The 20,369-nt window shown below is 62.0% G+C and carries 20 protein-coding genes; 11 read left to right on the forward strand and 9 right to left on the reverse strand.

The features are described from left to right. Positions 1 to 81 precede the first annotated feature (81 nt). The gene (locus tag V6M90_RS09925) at positions 82 to 768 is read right to left on the reverse strand and encodes a spermidine synthase (RefSeq protein ID WP_003172530.1); all 687 of its coding nucleotides are present in this window, start codon (positions 766 to 768) and stop codon (positions 82 to 84) included. A 78-nt stretch (positions 769 to 846) separates the two neighbouring features. On the opposite strand from V6M90_RS09925, the gene V6M90_RS09930 reads away from it, so the two are divergent. Further along, positions 847 to 1,125: a hypothetical protein gene (locus tag V6M90_RS09930; protein WP_042944336.1), complete on the forward strand. Its 279-nt coding sequence runs from the start codon at positions 847 to 849 to the stop codon at positions 1,123 to 1,125. Here V6M90_RS09930 and V6M90_RS09935 read toward each other — a convergent pair. Next, the gene (locus V6M90_RS09935) at positions 1,122 to 1,607 is read right to left on the reverse strand and encodes a cyclic nucleotide-binding domain-containing protein (protein ID WP_003172533.1); all 486 of its coding nucleotides are present in this window, start codon (positions 1,605 to 1,607) and stop codon (positions 1,122 to 1,124) included. The two genes, V6M90_RS09930 and V6M90_RS09935, sit on opposite strands and share 4 nt — an antisense overlap. A 68-nt stretch (positions 1,608 to 1,675) precedes the next feature. Next, a complete protein-coding gene (locus V6M90_RS09940; RefSeq protein WP_332846406.1) occupies positions 1,676 to 3,718 on the reverse strand; it encodes a S9 family peptidase in 2,043 nt (680 codons plus the stop codon). A 24-nt stretch (positions 3,719 to 3,742) separates the two neighbouring features. On the opposite strand from V6M90_RS09940, the gene V6M90_RS09945 reads away from it, so the two are divergent. The 3 genes from V6M90_RS09945 to V6M90_RS09955 are packed head-to-tail and all read left to right on the forward strand — an operon-like array spanning position 3,743 to position 5,628. Beyond that, positions 3,743 to 4,276, forward strand: coding sequence for a hypothetical protein (locus tag V6M90_RS09945; RefSeq protein ID WP_042944342.1), 534 nt, complete (start codon positions 3,743 to 3,745; stop codon positions 4,274 to 4,276). A 21-nt stretch (positions 4,277 to 4,297) separates the two neighbouring features. Beyond that, positions 4,298 to 5,074 (forward strand): class II glutamine amidotransferase, encoded by a 777-nt coding sequence (locus V6M90_RS09950; RefSeq protein WP_003172536.1) that lies wholly within the window; start codon positions 4,298 to 4,300, stop codon positions 5,072 to 5,074. A gap of 11 nt (positions 5,075 to 5,085) precedes the next feature. After that, entirely contained in the window at positions 5,086 to 5,628 is a 543-nt protein-coding gene (locus V6M90_RS09955; protein WP_003172537.1) for a DUF2937 family protein, read from the forward strand. 64 nt (positions 5,629 to 5,692) lie between these two features. Here V6M90_RS09955 and V6M90_RS09960 read toward each other — a convergent pair whose 3' ends face one another. Further along, positions 5,693 to 6,613, reverse strand: a complete 921-nt coding sequence (locus tag V6M90_RS09960) for a LysR family transcriptional regulator (RefSeq protein ID WP_003172538.1) — start codon at positions 6,611 to 6,613, stop codon at positions 5,693 to 5,695. A 176-nt stretch (positions 6,614 to 6,789) separates the two neighbouring features. Here V6M90_RS09960 and V6M90_RS09965 point away from each other — a divergent pair, with 176 nt between their 5' ends. From V6M90_RS09965 to V6M90_RS09975, 3 genes are read left to right on the forward strand one after another with little or no spacing between them, the layout of a single operon-like run. Next, on the forward strand, positions 6,790 to 7,530 hold the full coding sequence (locus V6M90_RS09965; RefSeq protein ID WP_003172539.1) for a 5-oxoprolinase subunit PxpA: 741 nt from the start codon (positions 6,790 to 6,792) through the stop codon (positions 7,528 to 7,530). After that, positions 7,527 to 8,231: a 5-oxoprolinase subunit PxpB gene (gene pxpB / locus V6M90_RS09970; protein WP_332846407.1), complete on the forward strand. Its 705-nt coding sequence runs from the start codon at positions 7,527 to 7,529 to the stop codon at positions 8,229 to 8,231. Before V6M90_RS09965 ends, pxpB begins: the two co-directional genes overlap by 4 nt. Further along, positions 8,228 to 9,136, forward strand: a complete 909-nt coding sequence (locus V6M90_RS09975) for a 5-oxoprolinase subunit C family protein (protein WP_003172543.1) — start codon at positions 8,228 to 8,230, stop codon at positions 9,134 to 9,136. The genes pxpB and V6M90_RS09975 overlap by 4 nt, the downstream gene beginning before the upstream one ends. 50 nt (positions 9,137 to 9,186) lie before the next feature. On the opposite strand, the gene V6M90_RS09980 is transcribed toward V6M90_RS09975, so the two are convergent. From V6M90_RS09980 to V6M90_RS09990, 3 genes are all read right to left on the reverse strand, one after another. Next, positions 9,187 to 10,365 carry a vWA domain-containing protein gene (locus tag V6M90_RS09980; protein ID WP_003172544.1) on the reverse strand — a complete coding sequence of 393 codons (1,179 nt, stop codon included), beginning with the start codon at positions 10,363 to 10,365 and terminating at the stop codon, positions 9,187 to 9,189. Then, entirely contained in the window at positions 10,365 to 11,210 is an 846-nt protein-coding gene (locus tag V6M90_RS09985) for an AAA family ATPase (protein ID WP_141064519.1), read from the reverse strand. The genes V6M90_RS09980 and V6M90_RS09985 overlap by 1 nt, the downstream gene beginning before the upstream one ends. Before the next feature lie 104 nt (positions 11,211 to 11,314). Further along, positions 11,315 to 12,391, reverse strand: coding sequence for a DUF748 domain-containing protein (locus tag V6M90_RS09990; RefSeq protein WP_003172546.1), 1,077 nt, complete (start codon positions 12,389 to 12,391; stop codon positions 11,315 to 11,317). A 125-nt stretch (positions 12,392 to 12,516) separates the two neighbouring features. Here V6M90_RS09990 and cysK point away from each other — a divergent pair, with 125 nt between their 5' ends. Both cysK and V6M90_RS10000 read left to right on the forward strand, forming a co-directional pair. Next, a complete protein-coding gene (gene cysK, locus V6M90_RS09995; RefSeq protein ID WP_332846408.1) occupies positions 12,517 to 13,491 on the forward strand; it encodes a cysteine synthase A in 975 nt (324 codons plus the stop codon). 109 nt (positions 13,492 to 13,600) lie between these two features. Continuing rightward, the gene (locus V6M90_RS10000; RefSeq protein WP_003172550.1) at positions 13,601 to 14,539 is read left to right on the forward strand and encodes an aspartyl/asparaginyl beta-hydroxylase domain-containing protein; all 939 of its coding nucleotides are present in this window, start codon (positions 13,601 to 13,603) and stop codon (positions 14,537 to 14,539) included. A 130-nt stretch (positions 14,540 to 14,669) separates the two neighbouring features. Here V6M90_RS10000 and acnA read toward each other — a convergent pair whose 3' ends face one another. Then, complete coding sequence (acnA, locus tag V6M90_RS10005; protein ID WP_332846409.1) at positions 14,670 to 17,411, reverse strand: aconitate hydratase AcnA; 2,742 nt, start codon at positions 17,409 to 17,411, stop codon at positions 14,670 to 14,672. Between the two features lie 196 nt (positions 17,412 to 17,607). On the opposite strand from acnA, the gene rlmM reads away from it, so the two are divergent. Together rlmM and tusA are read left to right on the forward strand one after the other, a co-directional pair. Next, complete coding sequence (rlmM, locus tag V6M90_RS10010; RefSeq protein ID WP_003172552.1) at positions 17,608 to 18,684, forward strand: 23S rRNA (cytidine(2498)-2'-O)-methyltransferase RlmM; 1,077 nt, start codon at positions 17,608 to 17,610, stop codon at positions 18,682 to 18,684. Positions 18,685 to 18,711: 27 nt separating this feature from the next. Continuing rightward, on the forward strand, positions 18,712 to 18,963 hold the full coding sequence (tusA, locus tag V6M90_RS10015; protein WP_003172555.1) for a sulfurtransferase TusA: 252 nt from the start codon (positions 18,712 to 18,714) through the stop codon (positions 18,961 to 18,963). On the opposite strand, the gene V6M90_RS10020 is transcribed toward tusA, so the two are convergent. Next, entirely contained in the window at positions 18,960 to 20,354 is a 1,395-nt protein-coding gene (locus tag V6M90_RS10020; RefSeq protein WP_332846410.1) for an MATE family efflux transporter, read from the reverse strand. The genes tusA and V6M90_RS10020 overlap by 4 nt on opposite strands. Positions 20,355 to 20,369 lie beyond the last annotated feature (15 nt).

Here is a 20,369-nt window from a genome sequence, read left to right on the forward strand (position 1 = left end):
GGGCCAAAAATGTGGGAGGGGCGGTGCGACGATTCGACTTGCTTCCTCTCACATTGATCTTCAGTGCTTGGTTAAAAGTGCTCAGGCCTTGAGCTTCTCCGCAATCCAGATGGTGTGCCGGGTGCCCTTGTTGCCATGGGCAAACACCTGCACTTCCTCGGCCTTGAAACCGGCCTTGCGCAGTTTGTCGCTGAACAGTTTGTCGGCGCTGGCCGACCACACGGCCAGCACGCCCTTGGGCCGCAAGGCCTTGGCGCAGGCGGCCAGGCCACCGGCGGAATAGAGCCAACTGTTGGCTTTTTGCGTGAGACCTTCGGGGCCGTTGTCGACGTCGAGCATGATCGCGTCAAAGCCCTGGGGCTCGGCTTGCAGCACCTTGGCCACGTCTTCCAGGCGGATCACCGTGCGCGGGTCGAGCAACGGGCGCCCGGACTTTTCGCCCAGCGGCCCACGGTTCCATTCCACGACGCCGGGCACCAGTTCCGCCACCACCACTTCGGCGGTCTTGCCCAGATGCTTGAGCGCCGACGCCAGGGTAAAGCCCATGCCCAGGCCGCCGATCAGTACCCGTGAACCCGGGCGGCCAGCGACCTTGCGGCAGGGAATTTCGGCCAGCGCATCTTCGGAGCCGTGCATGCGCGTATTCATCAGCTGGCCGCCGTCACCGCCCTGGATCTTGATGACAAAATCTTCACCGTATTCGAACAGGCACAAGGCACCGCCGTTATCGGGGATCGGGGTGGTGTCGAGCAGAACGAAACGTTTCATGGAAATCTCATTGGGAAGGGCATTCTTGCGCGGTTGGGAGTAGCCTTACGACATTCCGGTCAGGCCATGGAGCCATCGATGAAGTGCAGCATTCTAACGGTCATTGTGTTGAGCGCGCTCGCCTGCGGTGCAGCGCAGGCTCAGGAGTTGCAAACCGTACCGGTCGCCCCCGCGCCAACCTCCGGCGCGCCGGGCACGCCAACGCCGACGCTGTACCCGCAAGTCACGCCGCCGGCATTGCCCAAGACCAACGGCTCGCCGCCCCTGGCGCCGATCGTGTTGCCGACGCCGCCAAAGGACCAGACGGTGCCCGGTCTGCAGCAGAACGACAGCAAGCCGAAGACCCCCGGCGGTTAAAACTGTTGATTGATTAATTGCCCATCCGCCATGCGCAAGCGTTTGGACAAGGCAATCGCAATGGCGCGGATGATCTTGGCGGCAATCCTCGGGGCTTCGTTGAGCATCTTTTCCAGGGAGTCCTTGCCCAGGTTCAACAGCACGCAGTCACTGGCCGCCACGCAACTGGCGGAGCGTCGCTCGCCGTCGAGTACCGCCATTTCACCGAAGGCCCGGCCACTGCGCAGGGTCGCGATGGTCAGGCGTTGGCCTTCGTGGTTGGTTTTCTGCACCGCCACCTGGCCGCTGTGGATGATGCACATGAAGGTGCCGGCGTCGCCCTCGAGGAAGATGGCTTCATCACGGGCAATGGTGCTGATGTTGAAGTAGCCGGCGGCGATGTGAAAATCTTCCGGCAACAGCGGGTCGAACAGGCCGCAATCCATGAGCATGTCGCGGATTTCTGTTTGTAGAGAAGCGCTCATTAAAGTCGATAGTGCCATGGCTGCAATCTTGATCCATCAATCAGTCGGCGGTCCTGTGTTCAGACAGGACCGCTGGCCTAAGTTCCTTAAATCAACCCCAGCGCCTTGAACACAAATGCATATTCGAGCGCTACGTCACGTAATCCCTGGTAACGCCCGCTCATGCCGCCGTGGCCGGCACCGAGTTCGGTCTTGAGCAACAGCAGGTTGTCATCCGTCTTGGTGTCACGCAGCTTGGCCACCCATTTGGCCGCTTCCCAGTACTGCACGCGGCTGTCGTTGTAGCCGGCGATCACCAGCAGGTGCGGGTAGGCCTGGGCGCGGACGTTCTCGTACGGCGCGTAGGCCTTGATGCGCGCATACACTTCAGGCTCTTCGGGGTTGCCCCATTCGTCGTACTCGGTGATGGTCAGCGGCAGTTCCGGGTCGAGCATGGTGTTGAGCACATCGACAAACGGCACTTCGGCAATCGCCGCCTGGAACAATTCGGGGCGCTGGTTGAGCACCGCTCCGATCAACAGGCCGCCGGCGCTGCCGCCGCTGATCGCCAGTCGACTGGACGTGGTCAGGCCCTGGGCGATCAGGTGTTCGGCGCAGGCGATAAAGTCGCTGAAGGTGTTCTGCTTGTGCTCTTGCTTGCCGTTGCGGTACCAGGCTTCACCCAGCTCGCCGCCGCCGCGCACGTGGGCGATGGCAAACGCCACGCCACGTTCGAGCAGGCTCAGGCGCGCATGGGAAAACCATGGGTCGAGGCTCGAACCGTAGGCGCCATAGCCGTACAGGTACAACGGCGTGGCTTTGCCGAGTTGGTCGCGCTTGACCACCAGGCTGATCGGCACCTGGGTCCCGTCGGCGGAGGTGGCCCACAGGCGTTGGCTCACGTAGTCGTCGGCGTTGAACACGCCCAATACCGGAGTTTCCTTGAGCACTTGCTGCGCGCCGCTGGCCAGTTCCAGCTGACGCACCTGGGCCGGGCGATTGAGAGCCTCATACCGCAGGCGAATTTTGTCGCTGACGAATTCCAGGCTGTTCTGTACGTAGAGGCTGTAGGCGGCGTCGGGCAATTCCACGCGATACGCAGGCACGCCCTGCGGGTGCACTTCGATCACCGGCAGGCCACCGATGCGCAGGCTCAGGGTCATGGCGCCGGTATTGAGGCTCACGCCGTCGAGCATCACGTCATCGCTATGGGGGATCAGGTTTTGCCACTCATCCTCGGTAGGCACATCGCCAATGTCGGTTGCAACGAACAGCGCATAGTTGATGCCATCCCGGTTGCTGCGGATAAACCAGGTCCACGCGCCATTCAGTTGGCCGTGGTCAACGTCGTATTCATGGTCCTCGACCCGAGGCGCCAGGCAGGTGAAGGCCAGGTGCGGCTGGTCGGCGTCCAGCGCCCAGACTTCGCTGGTGGTCTTGCTGCCCAGGGCCAGCAGCAACTGGCGCTCGGAACTGGAACGGTAGCAGTGCAGGAAGAAACGTCCGTCAGGCTCGTGAAACACTTCCTGCGCCGCCGTGCCGTCCAGGCGATAGCGATACAGCTTGTGCGGGCGGTGGGTGTCATCCAGCTCGCCGAAAAACAGGGTCAGGCTGTCATTGGCCCAGGTCATGCTGCCGTCGCAGTCCTGGAACTCCAGTTCGCTGACCTTGCCATTGGTCAATTCCTTTACGAACAGGGTGTAGATCTCATCGCCGCTGGTGTCGAGGCTGTAGGCCAGGCGCTGGTGGTCGGGGCTGATGCTGAACGCGCCGAGGGAGAAGAAGCCACCGTTGGCCAGTTCGTTCGGATCCAGCAGCAGCTCTTCGCTGCTCTCGTCCACCTGGTTACTGTCATCGGCGGGACGGCGGCAGCGGTAGTGGCGGGCGTACTCGTCGCCGGCGGTGGTGCGTGTGTAATACAGGTACGGGCCCCAGGGCGAGGGCAGCGACAAGTCGGTTTCGAGGATACGGCCCTTGATCTCTTCAAACAGGCTTTCACGCAATGCGCCCTGATCGGCGAGTTGGGCTTCCTGCCAGGCGTTTTCGGCCTTGAGGTAATCGAGTACTTCGCCGTTGTCACGCTCTTGCAGCCAGGCGTACGGGTCTTGGCCTGGGGCCTTGCGGGCGATTGGGGCGGTTGAGGTAGGCATGGAACACTCTCTGTCTGGCGGACGGTGGCAGGCATTGCAGCCGCGACACGCAAAAGCCGTTATCATAGCCGCCTCTTTGCCAGCCTTGCCATGGACACCATGACCGAGAACGACTATCTGACCGCTTGGGGCCTTTACGCCTTCGCCGCTTTGGGCTGCCTGTTGGTGTGGTGGCGCATGACCCGCTGGATCTGGCGCTGGCTGCGCGAGCCGTTGCAACTGCTGATGGCGGTGCTGCTGTTCAGCCCGACCATCGTCGACCCGGTCAAGACCCAGTTCGCGCCGGCCGTGGCCATCACCGCCCTGGACCTGGTGCTCAAGGTCGGTAACAACGCCTGGCGGGCGATTTCCGACCTGTTCATGTACACGATGATCGCCTTTGGCGTGTACCTGGTAGTTGTGTTGATCCGCTGGCCCATCGAGCGCGCGGCCAATGCGCGCCGTGAGCGCAAGGCCGCCACGGATGCCGCGTTGGCCGCCGAGCCGCACGAGGATGACGACGAGCCATTCCGTCGTCCGGCGCCGGTGAGCGGTATGCGGGTCGAACCGCGCCTTTAACGTTGCAGCGAGAGCCCTGGCATGTGTGAATTATTGGGCATGAGTGCCAACGTCCCTACCGACATCGTGTTCAGCTTTACCGGGCTGATGCAGCGCGGTGGGCGCACCGGCCCGCACCGCGACGGGTGGGGTATTGCCTTCTATGAGGGCCGTGGCCTGCGTCTGTTCCAGGACCCGGCCGCCAGCAGTGAATCGGAAGTCGCCCTGCTGGTGCAGCGTTATCCGATCAAGAGTGAAGTGGTCATCGGCCATATCCGCCAGGCCAACGTGGGCAAGGTGAGCCTGGCCAACACCCATCCGTTCGTGCGTGAGCTGTGGGGGCGCAACTGGTGTTTTGCGCACAACGGCCAACTGGCGGACTTCAGCCCTCGCGCCACCTTCTATCGACCGGTGGGCGATACCGACAGCGAAGCGGCCTTCTGCGACTTGCTCAACCGTGTGCGCGAAGCCTTCCCCGAACCGGTGGACATCGAGCAAATGCTGCCGGACCTGATTGCTGCCTGCGCCGAATACCGCAGCAAAGGCGTGTTCAATTGCCTGCTCAGCGATGGCGACTGGCTGTTCTGCTACTGCTCGACCAAGTTGGCGCAGATCACGCGCCGTGCCCCGTTTGGCCCGGCGCGCTTGAAAGATGTCGACGTGATCGTCGATTTTCAAGCCGAAACCACCCCCAATGACGTCGTGACAGTGATCGCCACCGAGCCGTTGACCGACAACGAAAACTGGACCCGCTATGAACCGGGCCAATGGAGCCTGTGGCGACGCGGTGAATGCGTCAGCCAGGGCATTACCGAGTAAGGATATCGACCATGCTGCTCAGCTATCTGCGGTTGGTGCTGTTTGCCATTGGCCTGTTGGTCGGCGTGCAAGTGCCGGGGTTTATCAATGACTACGCCAAGCGCGTCGAAGCCCACCTGATCGAGGCCCAGACCGGCCTGCGCGGGTTTGAATCCACCGCGCAGCAGTTTTTCAAGGGTGACTTGCAGGCCCTGGTGGCGCACTACCGCGCCAGCGATGATCCGGTGTTCCAGAGCGACGCCAACAGCCTGGGCGCCATGCTCGATCGTCAGGTGGCGTTGGATAAACAATTCCAGGCCATGCAAGGCCCGTGGTACATCCGCGCGCTGCAGGTGGCGGTGGCGGCCGACCCGGACATTCGCCTGGAAACCTGGAACGGCTACAGCTACCAGATCCTGCTGACGCCAGAGGCGATGGGCTGGGGGCTGGGCGGGGCGATGCTGTTGTCGTTCGGCCTGGAATGCCTGTTCCGTTTGATCGACTGGATCGTGTTGGGCGGCAAACGCATGCGCCAGAGCCGGCCGATTGAAGAGCGTGACCTCAAGGGCCTCTAAAGACCCAACTCGGTCAAACCGTGGGAGGGGGCTTGCTCCCACAGTTTTAATCGTGTTTCTTCAGTCAAATCGGTGTGCTCAGCACCATCCGCTCTTCGCCGACTTCCTCGGCATACCGCGCCACCACCTTCTGACACAACCCCACGATCTCCTCCACCAGCTCCACGCCCACGCGCCACGACACCACCACCTGCAAGTTCGGCAAACGCTGCGCCATCGGCAACATCAGCAATTCCCCGCGCGCCAGTTCTTCACTGACCAGCACTGGCGGCAATGCGCCAATCCCAAACCCGTCGCGCAGCAAGCGGGTAATCGCCGACACTGAATTCACACAGTTCATGCGTGGCGCGGCCACGCCGTTGGCCTGCATCAGGCTCAGCACATCCTGATGCGGGTGGGAGTTTTTCGAGTAAGTGATGATGCGTTCCTGGGCCAGTTCGGCGAGGGAGGCATAGTCGCGGTTATAGATCGACTGGCTGGCGACGATCCAGGCCATGGGGTGGCTGCACAACTCCAGGCTGCGCACGGTTTCCAGGCGCAGCAGATCGGTTTGCAGAATCAGATCGAGGAAGCCTTTTTGCAGCTGATCGCTGAGGTTGAGCGCGGTATCGGCGACCAATTCGATTTCCACCAGGGGAAACTGGTCCATCAATTCGGCGACCAGCGGGCTGAGCCACGTGTGGATCACCGTGTCCATCGCGCCGATGCGAATGCGCCCGACCTTGCTGCTGGTGGTCTCCAGGGACTGTTTCAACCCCTGCATGGTCACCATCATCTGCTCGGCGTAGTCGAGCACCTTCACCCCGTCCGGGGTCAGGCTCACGCCGCGTGAATCACGCAGAAACAGCTTCACCCCCAGTTCGCTTTCCAGCACGGCAATGCGGCTGGAAATCGACGCCTGGGTGGTGAACAGCTTATCGGCGGTCAGGCGAAAGCTCTTGAGCCTGGCTACCCAGACGAAGGTTTCGAGAAACTTCAAATTCATGGGATCAACTTTTCTTATGCATGGATCGGTTTTTATTAGTTGGACGCGTCGCGGGCAAGCGCCAAAAATCGAGCCATTCCACGATAAGCGTCGTTGGGTGTCAGGACAACAGCGTTGCGGGATCTTGGTAAAAGATCCCACACTACAAAAAAACAAAGCCTACAGGAGCGACCAGCGTGAGCCGCCTTTTACTCAATTGCGACATCGGCGAAAGCTTTGGCAACTGGACCATGGGTCTGGATGCCGAGGTCATGCCGTTCATCGATTGTGCCAACGTGGCGTGCGGCTTCCATGCCGGCGACCCGAGCATCATGCGCAAGACCGTCAGCCTGGCGCTCAAGCATGGCGTGCAAGTCGGTGCACACCCGGCCTATCAAGACCTGCAAGGCTTTGGCCGTCGCTCCATGCAGTACACGCCCCAGGAAATCCAGGACCTGTTGCATTATCAGATCGGCGCGCTCGACGGCATCTGCCGGGCGCAGGGGGGGCGGGTCAGTTACGTCAAGCCTCACGGCGCGATGTACAACGACATGATGGCCAACCCCGCGCAGTTGCGCGCGGTGATCCAGGCCATGGCCGCCTATGGCGAGTTGCCGCTGATGCTGCTGGCCACCCGTGACAACAGCGCGGTCCAGGCCCTGGGCGACGAATACGGCGTGACCCTGTGGTTCGAAGCCTTTGCTGATCGTGCCTACGACAACCACGGCCACCTGGTGTCCCGCCAGTTACCGGGTGCGGTGCACCATGACGTCGAGACCATCGTGCAACAGGCCCTGACCATTTCCCGTGGCCAACCGCTGACCGCCAGCGACGGCAGCCCTCTGGTCCTGCAGGCCGATACCCTGTGCGTACACGGCGACAACGCCAGTTCGATCGCGGCGGTGCAGCGTATCCGCGAGGCGTTGAAGCCAGCATGAAGCCACGCATTGAAGTGGTCGCCATCGACTGCCTGATGGTGCGTCTGTTTGACGTGATCGCCGAAGCCAACATGCCGTGGATGCTCGCCGCCACCCAGCGTCTGCGCAATGAGTTCGGTGCGGCGTTGGTGGATCTGGTGCCGTCCTACACCACCTTGATGGTGCATTACGACCTCACCGCGTTGAACCCGGCCCAGGCACACGAACTGATCGACCAGGCGCTCACCGACCTGCAACCCCTGGCCCAGGGCAGCGGCCAGTGCCATGTGTTGCCGGTATGGTACGACCTGAGCGTCGGCCCCGAGTTGACGTTGCTCAGCCAGCGCAGCGGACTGACGGTAGACGACGTGATCCGCCGCCACAGCGCCCATGAATACCAAGTGTTCGCCCTTGGTTTCGCCCCCGGTTTTGCCTTTATGGGGCTGGTGGACGAACGCCTTGCCACTCCACGCCTGAACACCCCGCGCAAGCGCGTGGCGGCCGGCAGTGTCGGCATTGCCGAACGGCAAACCGCAGCTTACCCGGTGGTTTCCCCCGGTGGCTGGAACCTGATCGGCCGCACCCCGTCCAAGCTGTTTGACCGCGAGCGTGACGGTTACAGCCTGATGCGGCCCGGCGACACGGTACGTTTTGAATCGGTCGATCACGCCGAGTTCATCCACTTGGGTGGCGACGACACGCCGTTGGAGACGCAGGCATGAGCCGCTTGATCATTGAGGCCAGCACGCCGCTGTGCCTGTTACAGGACGCCGGTCGCTTTGGCGTGCGCCACCTGGGTGTGACCCAGGGCGGCGCGCTGGATTGGGTATCGATGTCCTGGGCCAACTGGCTGCTGGGTAATGCGCTGGATGCGCCAGTGGTGGAAGTCACCCTGGGTGGGTTTACCGTACAGGCTGAGGATTATTGCCTGCTGGCCTTGGCCGGTGCGGACCTGGGCGCGTACGTCGACGAGCGCGCCATTAGCCCCGGACGCAGTTTTATCCTGCAAAAGGGCCAGCGCCTGCGCTTTACCCAGCCGTTCAGCGGTGCGCGGGCTTACCTCGCGGCGCCGGGTGGGTTTGAGGCGCCGCAGGTGCTGGGCAGTTGCGCCACTGTCGTGCGTGAGGCCCTGGGCGGGGTGGACGGTTTCGGCAAGGCGTTGGCCGAAGGCGGGCGCCTGGCGTATTCAGGCACGGGCGGGGCGATGAACGTTCTGAGCGAGCCCGCCTTGCCCGCTAAAGCGCCGCTGGAGGTGATTGTCGGCGCGCAAATTGGCCAGTTCAGCGGCCAGAGCCTGTTCGATGCGTTCAACACCGACTGGGCCCTGGACAGCCGCGCCGACCGCATGGGCATGCGCTTGCTGGGCACGCCGTTGCAGTATCAGGGGCCGTCGCTGATTTCCGAAGGGATTCCCCTGGGCGCCATCCAGGTACCGCCGGATGGGCAGCCGATTGTATTGCTCAATGATCGGCAGACCATTGGCGGGTATCCGCGATTGGGCGCGCTGACGCCTCTATCGCTGGCGCGACTGGCGCAGTGTTTGCCGGGGGAAAAGGTGAGGTTGGTGCCGGTGGTGCAGGAGACGGCGCATCGGCGGCACATCGAATATTTGCGCCGATTTAAATAGCGCCGCAAATTAAGATGTGGATTGGATGTGGATTGGATCGCAGATCAGGGTCACTTGGAAAGAAACCGCATCCCTTCCTCAAGCCCGCGCAGCGTCAGCGGATACATCTGATCCTCCACCAACTCCCGCACAATCCCCGTCGACGCCGTAAAGTCCCAGGTGTCCTTCGGATACGGATTAATCCAGATCAGCTTCTTGTACTTGGCCATGAAGCGCTGCATCCACACATACCCCGGCTCCTCGTTCCAGTGCTCGACGCTGCCGCCGGCCTGGGTGATCTCGTACGGCGCCATCGAGGCATCGCCGATAAAGATCACTTTGTAGTCGGCGCCGTACTTGTGCAGCAGGTCCTGGGTGGAGGTGCGTTCCGAGGTGCGGCGCTGGTTGTTCTTCCATACCGATTCGTACACGAAGTTATGGAAGTAGAAATACTCCAGGTGCTTGAACTCGGTCTTGCACGCCGAGAACAGCTCTTCGCAGATCTTCACATGGGCATCCATCGAACCGCCGATGTCGAACAGCAGCAACAGCTTGATGGTGTTGCGTCGCTCGGGGCGCATCTGGATGTTCAGCAGCCCGGCATCGCGGGCGGTGTGGTCGATGGTGCCATCGATGTCCAGCTCGTCGGCCGCGCCCTGGCGGGCGAATTTGCGCAGGCGGCGCAGGGCGATCTTGATGTTGCGCGTGCCCAGTTCCACCTGGTCGTCGAGGTTCTTGTACTCGCGCTGGTCCCAGACTTTCACCGCCTTGCCCTGGCGCTTGCCCGCATCACCCACGCGAATGCCTTCCGGGTTGTAACCGCCGGAACCGAATGGGCTGGTGCCGCCGGTGCCGATCCATTTGTTGCCGCCGGCGTGACGTTCTTTCTGTTCTTCCAGGCGTTTCTTGAACTCCTCGATCAGCTTGTCCAGGCCGCCGAGGGACTGAATCTGTGCGCGCTCCTCATCGCTGAGTGAGCGTTCGAATTCCTTGCGAAGCCAGTCTTCGGGAATCAGCGCCTGCAAGTGGTCGTCGAGCTTTTCCAGGCCGTTGAAATAGGCACTGAAGGCGCGGTCGAACTTGTCGAAATGCCGCTCGTCCTTGACCAGGATCGCCCGGGCCAAGTAGTAGAACTCGTCCATGTCGGCGAAGGTCACGCGCTGCTTGAGCGCGTTGATCAGGTCGAGCAACTCGCGCACCGACACCGGCACCTTGGCGGCGCGCATCTCGTTGAACAGGTTGAGCAGCATCAGCGGTTACCGCGACGGCTCATGAACGCCAGACGCTCCAGCAATTGCACGTCCTGCTCGTTCTTCACCAGGGCACCGGCCAGGGGCGGGATGGCCTTGGTCGGGTCGCGCTCGCGCAGTACCGCTTCGCCGATGTTGTCGGCCATCAGCAGCTTGAGCCAGTCGACCAGTTCGGAGGTGGACGGCTTTTTCTTCAGGCCCGGTACCTTGCGCACGTCGAAGAACACGTCCAGCGCTTCGCTGACCAGGTCTTTCTTGATGTCGGGGTAGTGCACATCGACGATCTTCTGCAACGTGGCGCGGTCGGGGAAGGCGATGTAGTGGAAGAAACAGCGGCGCAGGAACGCGTCCGGCAGCTCTTTTTCGTTATTGGAGGTAATGATGATGATCGGGCGTTTTTTGGCCTTGATGGTCTCGTCGATCTCGTAGACGTAGAACTCCATCTTGTCGAGTTCCTGCAGCAGGTCGTTGGGGAACTCGATATCGGCCTTGTCGATTTCGTCGATCAACAGGATCACCCGCTCTTCGGACTCGAACGCCTCCCAGAGCTTGCCCTTCTTCAGGTAATTGCGCACGTCGTGCACCTTGTCCACGCCCAGTTGCGAGTCGCGCAGGCGGCTGACCGCGTCGTACTCGTACAGGCCCTGATGCGCCTTGGTGGTGGACTTGATGTGCCAGGTGATCAACTTGGCGCCGAACGACGCGGCCAGTTGCTCGGCGAGCATGGTCTTGCCGGTGCCCGGTTCGCCCTTGACCAGCAACGGCCGCTCCAGGGTAATGGCGGCGTTGACGGCCAGTTTCAGGTCATCGGTAGCCACATAGGCCTGGGTGCCTTCGAACTTCATCGGTGTTTCCTCGCATTCATCAATGCCCGGACTATACCGCGCAGCCCCGGCGACTGTGAACGCAGACGGGTTATTCAGTCTCTGAATGGCCAGTCACCCTGGCCTCAGTCCGCTGACGGCTTGGGCTGTTCATACCGTGCGTTGAAGGCCTGGATAAAACCGTTGCGCAAGATCGCTAAAAACGCAGAGAACGCGCTGACATCTTGCTGATGCACACTGCCACTGAGTTCGACGCGGGTGGCAAACTGGTTTTTGCCCTGGTTTTTCAACACGGTCTCGCCGGCGCCCACCACGGCCTCCCAGATCGAGCGGAAGATGTTCTTGTCCTTGTTTTCCACGTCCTGCTGCCAGTCGAAAACTTCGACATCGCGCAGCAAGGGCTTGATATAACCGCGCAGTTGGCCTTTTTCGGCCTGGGCTTCGATCACGACATCGCCGGTACCGGCCTTGAAATCGAACTTGCCGTAGGCCGAGGCGAAGTCGTTCATGCGCTTGAGCTGCAGGTCGCGGGCGCGGAAGCGGAACTCGAACTCTTCGAAATCGCTCAGCGGGTCAAAGGTGGCACTGGCTTCCAGCGGCGCCTGGCCTTGCAGCAGGGCCTTGCCGTCGAAGCGGGCATCGCGCTTGCCTTTGACGTCGACCACGTTGGTCAGGTTGTAGAAACTGGCGTTGACCGACGTGGCGTTGATGTTCACCGCAGGTTTGGAGGTGAAGTTATGGAAGGCAATCTTGCCGTCTTCTATGCGTATTTCGTTGAGGGTGATGGGCAACAGTTTGCTCAACTGCTCTTGCCAATCCGTGCCTTTACCGGTCTGGGATGCTTGCTTGTTCGCACCGCCGTCGACGAAGTTGACTTCAGGCCTGACGAACTGCCCCTCGGCGACTACGGCATGGTCGTACCACAACGAGTGCCAGCTGACGGCGAATTCGATGAGCGGAGCGTTGACGAACGGTACGGGCACCTTGCCGTCCACCTTGACGATTTTGAGGCCGTTGATGCGATAGGCGCCACGCCACAAAGCCAGGTCCACATCGGCGATTTCGCCACGGTAGTCGCCCATGTCCGCGAGCTTTTCATTCAAATAGTTGCGTACCAGATAGGGCAACGCGATGTTCAAGGCAACCAGCAGCACCACCAGCCCGGCGACGGTCCATAGCGGCCAACTGTAGCGACGTTTCATGGGGCAGTTCTCCTTGCGTGTAGCAAATTGACTGCCGAGACGCGCTCAACGTTCCTCCGACTGGACGCTTCGCAACACGAGGCATACCCTTGTTGCCTTCCTGAAATTGCCCAATAGGACCCGTCATGAGCCGAATTTTTGCAGACAACGCGCATTCGATCGGTAACACGCCCCTGGTTCAGATCAACCGCATCGCCCCGCGTGGCGTGACCATCCTGGCCAAGATCGAAGGGCGTAACCCTGGGTATTCGGTGAAGTGCCGCATTGGCGCCAACATGATCTGGGACGCCGAAAGCAGCGGCAAACTCAAGCCGGGCATGACCATCGTCGAGCCGACGTCGGGCAACACCGGCATCGGCCTGGCGTTTGTCGCCGCCGCACGCGGCTACAAGCTGCTGCTGACCATGCCGGCGTCCATGAGCCTGGAGCGGCGCAAGGTGCTCAAGGCCCTGGGGGCCGAGTTGGTGCTGACCGAGCCGGCCAAGGGCATGAAAGGCGCCATCGAAAAAGCCGGCGAGATCGTCACCAGCGACCCGGCCACCTACTTTATGCCGGCCCAGTTCGAAAACCCGGCCAACCCGGCGATCCACGAGAAAACCACCGGCCCGGAAATCTGGAATGACACCGACGGTGCGGTAGACGTGCTGGTGGCGGGCGTGGGTACCGGCGGCACCATCACCGGCGTATCGCGCTATATCAAGAACACCGCGGGCAAGCCGATTCTGTCGGTGGCGGTTGAGCCGGCCGTGTCGCCGGTGATCACCCAGGCGCTCGCCGGGCAAGAGATCAAGCCCAGCCCGCACAAAATCCAGGGGATCGGCGCCGGCTTTGTGCCGAAAAATCTCGATCTGTCGATGGTTGACCGCGTGGAGCTGGTGACCGACGACGAATCCAAGGCCATGGCCCTGCGCCTGATGCAGGAAGAGGGGATTTTGTGCGGCATCTCCTGCGGTGCCGCCATGGCCGTGGCCGTGCGTTTGGCCGAAAAACCGGAGATGCAGGGCAAAACCATCGTCGTGGTGTTGCCGGACTCCGGTGAGCGCTACCTGTCGAGCATGCTGTTCAGCGATTTGTTTACCGAGCAGGAAAACCAGGCTTGATTTGGGTCAGCGCCGATAGTCTGGGCCTTCTGCATACTGGCCCAACTGTTTATCATGGCCGGCTGCTACGTCTGCTGTTGGCCAGGCGCTTATTTCCAGGAGTTGCTACATGACCTTTTCGTTGGCCGCCAAGTTGTCGGTGTTGCTGTTGTTTATCGGCAGCACGCTGTATGTACATCTGCGCGGCAAGGCCCGTTTGCCGATGTTGCGCCAGTTCGTCAACCATTCGGCGCTGTTCGCCCCGTATAACGCCTTGATGTACTTGTTTTCGGCGGTGCCCTCCAAACCTTACCTGGACCGCAGCAAGTTCCCGGAACTGGATGTGCTCAAGGACAACTGGGAAGTGATCCGCGAAGAGGCCATGCATCTGTTCGACGAGGGTTACATCCGCGCCGCCGAAAAGAACAACGACGCCGGTTTCGGTTCGTTCTTCAAGAAAGGCTGGAAGCGTTTCTACCTCAAGTGGTACGACAAACCGCTGCCATCGGCCGAGGCGCTGTGCCCGAAAACCGTGGCGCTGGTGAGCAGCATTCCCAACGTCAAGGGCGCCATGTTCGCGCTGTTGCCGGGCGGCAGCCACCTCAACCCGCACCGCGACCCGTTTGCCGGTTCCCTGCGTTATCACCTGGGGCTGTCCACGCCCAATTCCGATGACTGCCGCATCTTCGTCGATGGCCAGGTCTATGCCTGGCGTGACGGTGAAGACGTGATGTTCGACGAAACCTACGTGCACTGGGTGAAGAACGAAACCGAGCAGACCCGCGTGATCCTGTTCTGCGACATCGAACGCCCGCTGAGCAACCGCCTGATGACCCGCGTCAACCGTTGGGTCAGCAAGCAGCTGGGGCGCGCCACGGCGCCACAGAACCTGGATGACGAGCGCGTCGGCGGGATCAACCAGGCGTATGCCTGGAGCAAGACCTTCAGCGACAAGTTCAGCGGTGTGGTCAAGCAGTGGAAGCGCAAGCATCCCAAGGCCTACCGCATTGCCCGGCCGGTGTTGGCGGTGGCGGTGCTGGTGCTGCTGTGGAAGTGGTTGTTCGGCTGATCTGAAACATTAAACGCGGTCAAAATGTGGGAGGGTGCTTGCTCTCGATAGCGGTGGTTCAGTCACTGATGTATTGACTGACACACTGCTATCGGGAGCAAGCCCCTCCCACATTGGTTTACGTCGTTCTTCAAGAGGCAATCAACTGGCGCAGCACATAGTGCAAAATCCCGCCTGACTTGAAGTACTCCACTTCATTGAGCGTGTCGATCCGGCACAGCACCTCGACCTTCTCTTTACCGCCATCCTCCCGCGTAATCACCAGCGTCAGGTTCATGCGCGGCACGATGTCCACGTCCGTCAGGCCGAGGATGTCGAGCTTCTCCTTGCCGGTCAGCTTGAGTGTCTTGCGGTTCTGGTCCAGCTTGAACTGCAACGGCAGCACGCCCATGCCCACCAGGTTGGAGCGGTGGATGCGCTCGAAACTCTCGGCGATCACCGCCTTGACCCCCAGCAGGTTGGTGCCCTTGGCGGCCCAGTCGCGGCTCGAGCCGGTGCCGTATTCTTGCCCGGCGATCACCACCAGCGGCGTGCCCGAGGCCTGGTATTTCATCGAGGCGTCGTAGATCGGCATCTTCTCGCCGGTGGGGATATACAGCGTATTACCGCCTTCCTCGCCGCCGAGCATTTCGTTGCGGATACGGATATTGGCGAAAGTGCCGCGCATCATCACTTCATGGTTACCCCGGCGTGAGCCGTAGGAGTTGAAGTCACGCGGTTCCACGCCTTGCTCGCGCAGGTATTGGCCGGCGGGGCTGTCGACCTTGATGTTGCCGGCGGGGGAGATGTGGTCGGTGGTCACCGAATCCCCCAGCAGGGCCAGCACGTTGGCGCCTTTGACGTCTTCGATCACCGGCAGCGGGCCGGCAATGTTGTCGAAGAACGGCGGGTGCTGGATGTAGGTGGAGTCCGGCTGCCATACGTAAGTGGCGGCCTGCGGCACTTCAATGGCCTGCCACTGCGCGTCGCCGGCAAACACCTCGGCGTATTCCTTGTGGAACATGCCGGTGCTGACCTGCGCCACCGCGTCGGCGATCTCCTGGCTGCTCGGCCAGATGTCCTTGAGGTAGACCGGCTTGCCGTCCTTGTCGTTACCCAGCGGCTCGCTGCTGATATCGATGCGCACGGTGCCGGCCAGGGCATAAGCGACCACCAGCGGCGGCGAAGCCAGCCAGTTGGTTTTGACCAGTGGGTGCACGCGGCCTTCAAAGTTGCGGTTGCCGGACAGCACCGAGGCGACGGTGAGGTCGGCCTTCTGGATGGCTTTTTCAATCGGCTCGGGCAATGGGCCGGAGTTACCGATGCAGGTGGTGCAGCCATAACCCACCAGGTCGAAGCCGAGCGCGTCCAGGTATTGGGTGAGGCCGGCAGCCTTGTAGTAGTCGGTGACCACTTTGGAACCCGGCGCCAGGGAGCTTTTGACCCAGGGTTTGCGGGTCAGGCCTTTTTCCACGGCTTTTTTGGCGACCAACCCGGCGGCCATCATCACGCTGGGGTTGGAGGTATTGGTGCACGAAGTGATGGCGGCGATGACCACCGCGCCGTTTTTCAGGCGGTAGGTGTTGCCTTCGTATTCGTAATCGGCTTCGCCCACCAGGTCGGCATTGCCCACGGCCACACCGCCGCCGCCTTCGCTTTCCAGGCGGCCTTCTTCCTTGTTGGTGGGTTTGAATTGCAGGTCGAGGAAGTCGCTGAAGGCCTGGCCGACATTCGGCAGGGCCACGCGGTCCTGCGGGCGTTTCGGCCCGGCGAGGCTGGCTTCGACGCTGCCCATGTCCAGGGCCAGGCTGTCGGTGAACACGGGCTCCTGGCCGGCGTTGCGCCACAGGCCCTGGGCTTTGGTGTAGGCCTCCACCAGTTTGACGGTTTCGGCCGGGCGCCCGGACAGGCGCAGGTAGTCGAGGGTGACCTCATCCACTGGGAAAAAGCCGCAAGTGGCGCCGTATTCCGGGGCCATGTTGGCGATGGTCGCGCGATCCGCCAGGGGTAGATCGGCCAGGCCGTCGCCGTAGAACTCGACGAATTTACCCACCACGCCCTTTTTGCGCAGCATCTGGGTCACGGTCAGCACCAGGTCGGTGGCGGTGATGCCCTCTTTGAGTTTGCCGGTGAGCTTGAAGCCGATCACTTCCGGAATCAGCATCGACACCGGTTGGCCGAGCATCGCCGCTTCCGCTTCGATCCCGCCGACGCCCCAGCCGAGTACGCCGAGGCCGTTGATCATGGTGGTGTGCGAGTCGGTGCCTACCAGCGTGTCGGGGAAGGCGTAGGTGCGGCCGTCTTCGTCTTTGGTCCACACGGTGCGGCCCAGGTATTCGAGGTTGACCTGATGGCAGATGCCGGTGCCCGGCGGCACCACGCTGAAGTTGTCGAAGGCGCTCTGGCCCCAGCGCAGGAAGGCGTAGCGTTCGCCGTTGCGCTGCATTTCGATGTCGACGTTTTGTTCGAAGGCGTCGGCGTTGCCGAACTTGTCGACCATCACCGAGTGGTCGATCACCAGGTCCACCGGTGACAGCGGGTTGATGCGCTGCGGGTCGCCTCCGGCCTTGGCCACGGCGGCGCGCATGGCGGCCAGGTCGACCACGGCGGGCACCCCGGTGAAGTCTTGCATCAGCACACGGGCGGGGCGGTATTGGATCTCGCGGTCGGACTGGCGCTCTTTGAGCCAGGCGGCAATGGCCTTGAGGTCGGCACCGGTGACGGTCTTGTTGTCTTCCCAGCGCAGCAGGTTTTCCAGCAGCACCTTGAGCGACATCGGCAACTTGCCCAGGTCGCCCAGGCTCTTGGCGGCTTCGGGCAAGCTGAAGTAGTGATAGGTTTTGCTGTCTATTTTCAGGGTCTTGAGGGTACTCAGGCTATCAAGCGATGACATGACACGACTCCTTTTGGTCCGCACGGCTACGGACCTGACGGGACGAACAGAGCTATCAACTTAGCGCTGTTTTCATTAGCAGGCTAATAACTGGACTCTATGGTTAAGTCCAAGGTTCCGAACTCGGCTATCATGCGCGCGTTTTCATGACAGGCATTGCGATAGCGCAATGCCGGTTGATTCACCAGGAGATGCAATGAACACCCTTTTTATGCACTGCCGTCCGGGCTTTGAAGGCGAAGTCTGTTCCGAGATCGCGGAACACGCCGCGCGCCTGAACGTTTCCGGCTACGCCAAGGCCAAGACCGGCAGCGCCTGCGCCGAATTTGTCTGCACCGAAGAAGACGGCGCCCAGCGCCTGATGCACGGCCAGCGCTTTGCCGAGCTGATTTTCCCCCGGCAGTGGGCGCGTGGGGTGTTCATCGACCTGCCGGAAACCGACCGCATCAGCGTGATCCTCACCCACCTGCGCGCGTTTCCTGTGTGTGGCAGCCTGTGGCTGGAGATGGTCGACACCAACGACGGCAAGGAACTGTCGAATTTCTGCAAAAAGTTCGAAGTGCACCTGCGCAAAGCGTTGTTGAATGCCGGCAAGCTGGTGGACGACCCGAGCAAGCCGCGCCTGCTGCTGACATTCAAGAGTGGCCGCGAAGTGTTCATGGGCCTGGCCGAGTCGAATAACTCGGCGATGTGGCCCATGGGCATCCCGCGCCTGAAGTTTCCACGGGACGCGCCAAGCCGTTCGACCCTGAAGCTGGAAGAGGCCTGGCACCACTTTATCCCTCGCGACCAGTGGGACGAACGTCTGCATGGCGACATGACCGGCGTCGACCTCGGTGCCGCGCCGGGCGGCTGGACCTGGCAACTGGTCAACCGTGGCATGCTGGTGACTGCTATCGACAACGGTCCCATGGCCGAAAGCCTGATGGACACCGGCCTGGTGCAACACCTGATGGCCGACGGCTTCACCTTCGTGCCCAAGCAGCCGGTGGACTGGATGGTGTGCGACATCGTCGAGAAACCCGCGCGCAACGCGGCATTGCTGGAAACCTGGATCGGCGAGGGGTATTGCCGTGAGGCGGTGGTGAACCTGAAGTTGCCGATGAAGCAGCGCTATGCCGAGGTCAAGCGCCTGCTGGAACGCATCGAAGACGGCTTCAAGGCGCGCGGCATTCGCGTGGAAATCGGCTGCAAGCAGCTGTATCACGACCGTGAGGAAGTGACGTGCCACCTGCGTCGGCTGGTGGATGTGAAGAAAACCAAGGCCCGCTGAACTGAGCGCCGGTTTCAGGAGTAGACAATGAGCGATATTTTCGACACCGCCGTTGATGGCACCCTCGACGCAACGGGCCTCAATTGCCCTGAGCCGGTGATGATGCTGCACCAACACATCCGCGACCTGGCGCCCGGCGGCCTGCTCAAGGTGATCGCGACCGACCCGTCGACCCGCCGCGATATCCCCAAGTTCTGCGTGTTCCTTGATCACGAACTGGTGGATCAGCAGGAACAGGCCGGTACCTACCTGTACTGGATCCGCAAGAAGGCCGATTAAGCCCGCGCCTTGTCGGCCCGGATGCGCCGGCGTGCACTGCGCGCCAGGCGCACCAGCAACATCCCCGCCGCACAGCTCAACCCCACGATCAGCCCTTGCCACAAGCCGCTTGGGCCGCTGGGTTCGCCCAGCCAGTGGGTCAACCCCAGGGCGTAACCCACCGGCAGCCCCACGCCCCAATAGGCAAACAGGGTCAGCACCATGGTGACGCGGGTGTCCTGGTAGCCACGCAGGGCGCCGGCGGCGGTGACCTGGATCGAGTCGCTGAACTGGAACAGCGCGGAAAACACGATCAGCGTCGACGCCAGGTGGATCACTATCGGGTCCGGCGTGTAGATCGCTGCGATCTGCTCGCGAAACACCAGCATCAGGCTGCACGACAGGCAGGCATACGCCAGCGCGGTGCCCATGCCGACCCCGGCGGCGAAGCGGGCTTCCCGCGCCTCGCCACGCCCCAGGGCCTGGCCGACCCGCACGGTCACGGCCATGCTCAGGGAGTAGGGGATCATGAACACCAGCGAGCTGACGTTCAGCGCGATCTGATGCCCCGACACCACCGTGGCGCCCAGGCTGCCGAGCAGCAGGGCGATCACCGCGAAGATGCTCGATTCGGCAAAGATCGCCACGCCAATCGGCAGGCCAATCCCCAGCACGCGTTTGATCACCGCCCATTGCGGCCAGTCGAAGCGTTTGAACAATTCGCTGCTCTGGTAGGCGGCTCCCCAGCGCGTCCAGGCGGCCAGGCCGAGCATCATCACCCACATGGCAATGGCCGTGGCCCAGCCGCAGCCCACGCCGCCCATGGCCGGCACGCCAAAGTGGCCGTAGATGAAGATGTAGTTCAGCGGAATATTCAGCGCCAGGCCGACCAGGCCCAGGACCATGCTGGGCCGGGTGCGGCCCAGGCCATCGCTGAAGCAGCGCAGCACGTAATACAGCGCAACCGCCGGCATACCGGCGGCGATGCCATGCAGGTAGCCCATGGACGGGGCGATCAGGTCAGGCTCGACCTTCATCGCCTGCAGGATCGGCTGGGCGCACAGCAACAGCAGGGCTGCGATGATCCCCACCACGACGGCCAGCCACAATGACTGACGCACCAACGGCCCGATCTCGCTGAACTGGCCCGCGCCGTAGCGCTGGGCGACTTTCGGCGTGGTGGCCAGCAGGGTACCGGTCATCAGCAGGTACACCGGGATCCAGATCGAGTTGCCCAGGCCCACCGCCGCCAAGTCCTGGGGGCTGACCCGCCCGGCCATCACCGCGTCGACGAAACTCATGGCGGTGGTGGCCAGTTGGCCGATCATGATCGGCAGCGCGAGCGTCATCAGGCCGCGCACTTCCTGGCGGATGCGGGCGGGGCGGGTGAGGGGGGCGGTGGCAGTGTTCACGTACGGGTGTCCAAT

Source organism: Pseudomonas lactucae (assembly GCF_036688725.1).
GTDB classification, from domain to species: domain Bacteria; phylum Pseudomonadota; class Gammaproteobacteria; order Pseudomonadales; family Pseudomonadaceae; genus Aquipseudomonas; species Aquipseudomonas lactucae.

Bases quoted from the DNA above. Each gene is read 5' to 3' on its own strand.
- V6M90_RS09925 (WP_003172530.1), bottom strand. From the start codon at position 768: ATGAAACGTTTCGTTCTGCTCGACACCACCCCGATCCCCGATAACGGC.
- V6M90_RS09930 (WP_042944336.1), top strand. From the start codon at position 847: ATGAAGTGCAGCATTCTAACGGTCATTGTGTTGAGCGCGCTCGCCTGC.
- V6M90_RS09935 (WP_003172533.1), bottom strand. From the start codon at position 1,607: ATGGCACTATCGACTTTAATGAGCGCTTCTCTACAAACAGAAATCCGC.
- V6M90_RS09940 (WP_332846406.1), bottom strand. From the start codon at position 3,718: ATGCCTACCTCAACCGCCCCAATCGCCCGCAAGGCCCCAGGCCAAGAC.
- V6M90_RS09950 (WP_003172536.1), top strand. From the start codon at position 4,298: ATGTGTGAATTATTGGGCATGAGTGCCAACGTCCCTACCGACATCGTG.
- V6M90_RS09955 (WP_003172537.1), top strand. From the start codon at position 5,086: ATGCTGCTCAGCTATCTGCGGTTGGTGCTGTTTGCCATTGGCCTGTTG.
- V6M90_RS09960 (WP_003172538.1), bottom strand. From the start codon at position 6,613: ATGAATTTGAAGTTTCTCGAAACCTTCGTCTGGGTAGCCAGGCTCAAG.
- pxpB (WP_332846407.1), top strand. From the start codon at position 7,527: ATGAAGCCACGCATTGAAGTGGTCGCCATCGACTGCCTGATGGTGCGT.
- V6M90_RS09975 (WP_003172543.1), top strand. From the start codon at position 8,228: ATGAGCCGCTTGATCATTGAGGCCAGCACGCCGCTGTGCCTGTTACAG.
- V6M90_RS09980 (WP_003172544.1), bottom strand. From the start codon at position 10,365: ATGCTGCTCAACCTGTTCAACGAGATGCGCGCCGCCAAGGTGCCGGTG.
- V6M90_RS09985 (WP_141064519.1), bottom strand. From the start codon at position 11,210: ATGAAGTTCGAAGGCACCCAGGCCTATGTGGCTACCGATGACCTGAAA.
- V6M90_RS09990 (WP_003172546.1), bottom strand. From the start codon at position 12,391: ATGAAACGTCGCTACAGTTGGCCGCTATGGACCGTCGCCGGGCTGGTG.
- cysK (WP_332846408.1), top strand. From the start codon at position 12,517: ATGAGCCGAATTTTTGCAGACAACGCGCATTCGATCGGTAACACGCCC.
- V6M90_RS10000 (WP_003172550.1), top strand. From the start codon at position 13,601: ATGACCTTTTCGTTGGCCGCCAAGTTGTCGGTGTTGCTGTTGTTTATC.
- acnA (WP_332846409.1), bottom strand. From the start codon at position 17,411: ATGTCATCGCTTGATAGCCTGAGTACCCTCAAGACCCTGAAAATAGAC.
- rlmM (WP_003172552.1), top strand. From the start codon at position 17,608: ATGAACACCCTTTTTATGCACTGCCGTCCGGGCTTTGAAGGCGAAGTC.
- tusA (WP_003172555.1), top strand. From the start codon at position 18,712: ATGAGCGATATTTTCGACACCGCCGTTGATGGCACCCTCGACGCAACG.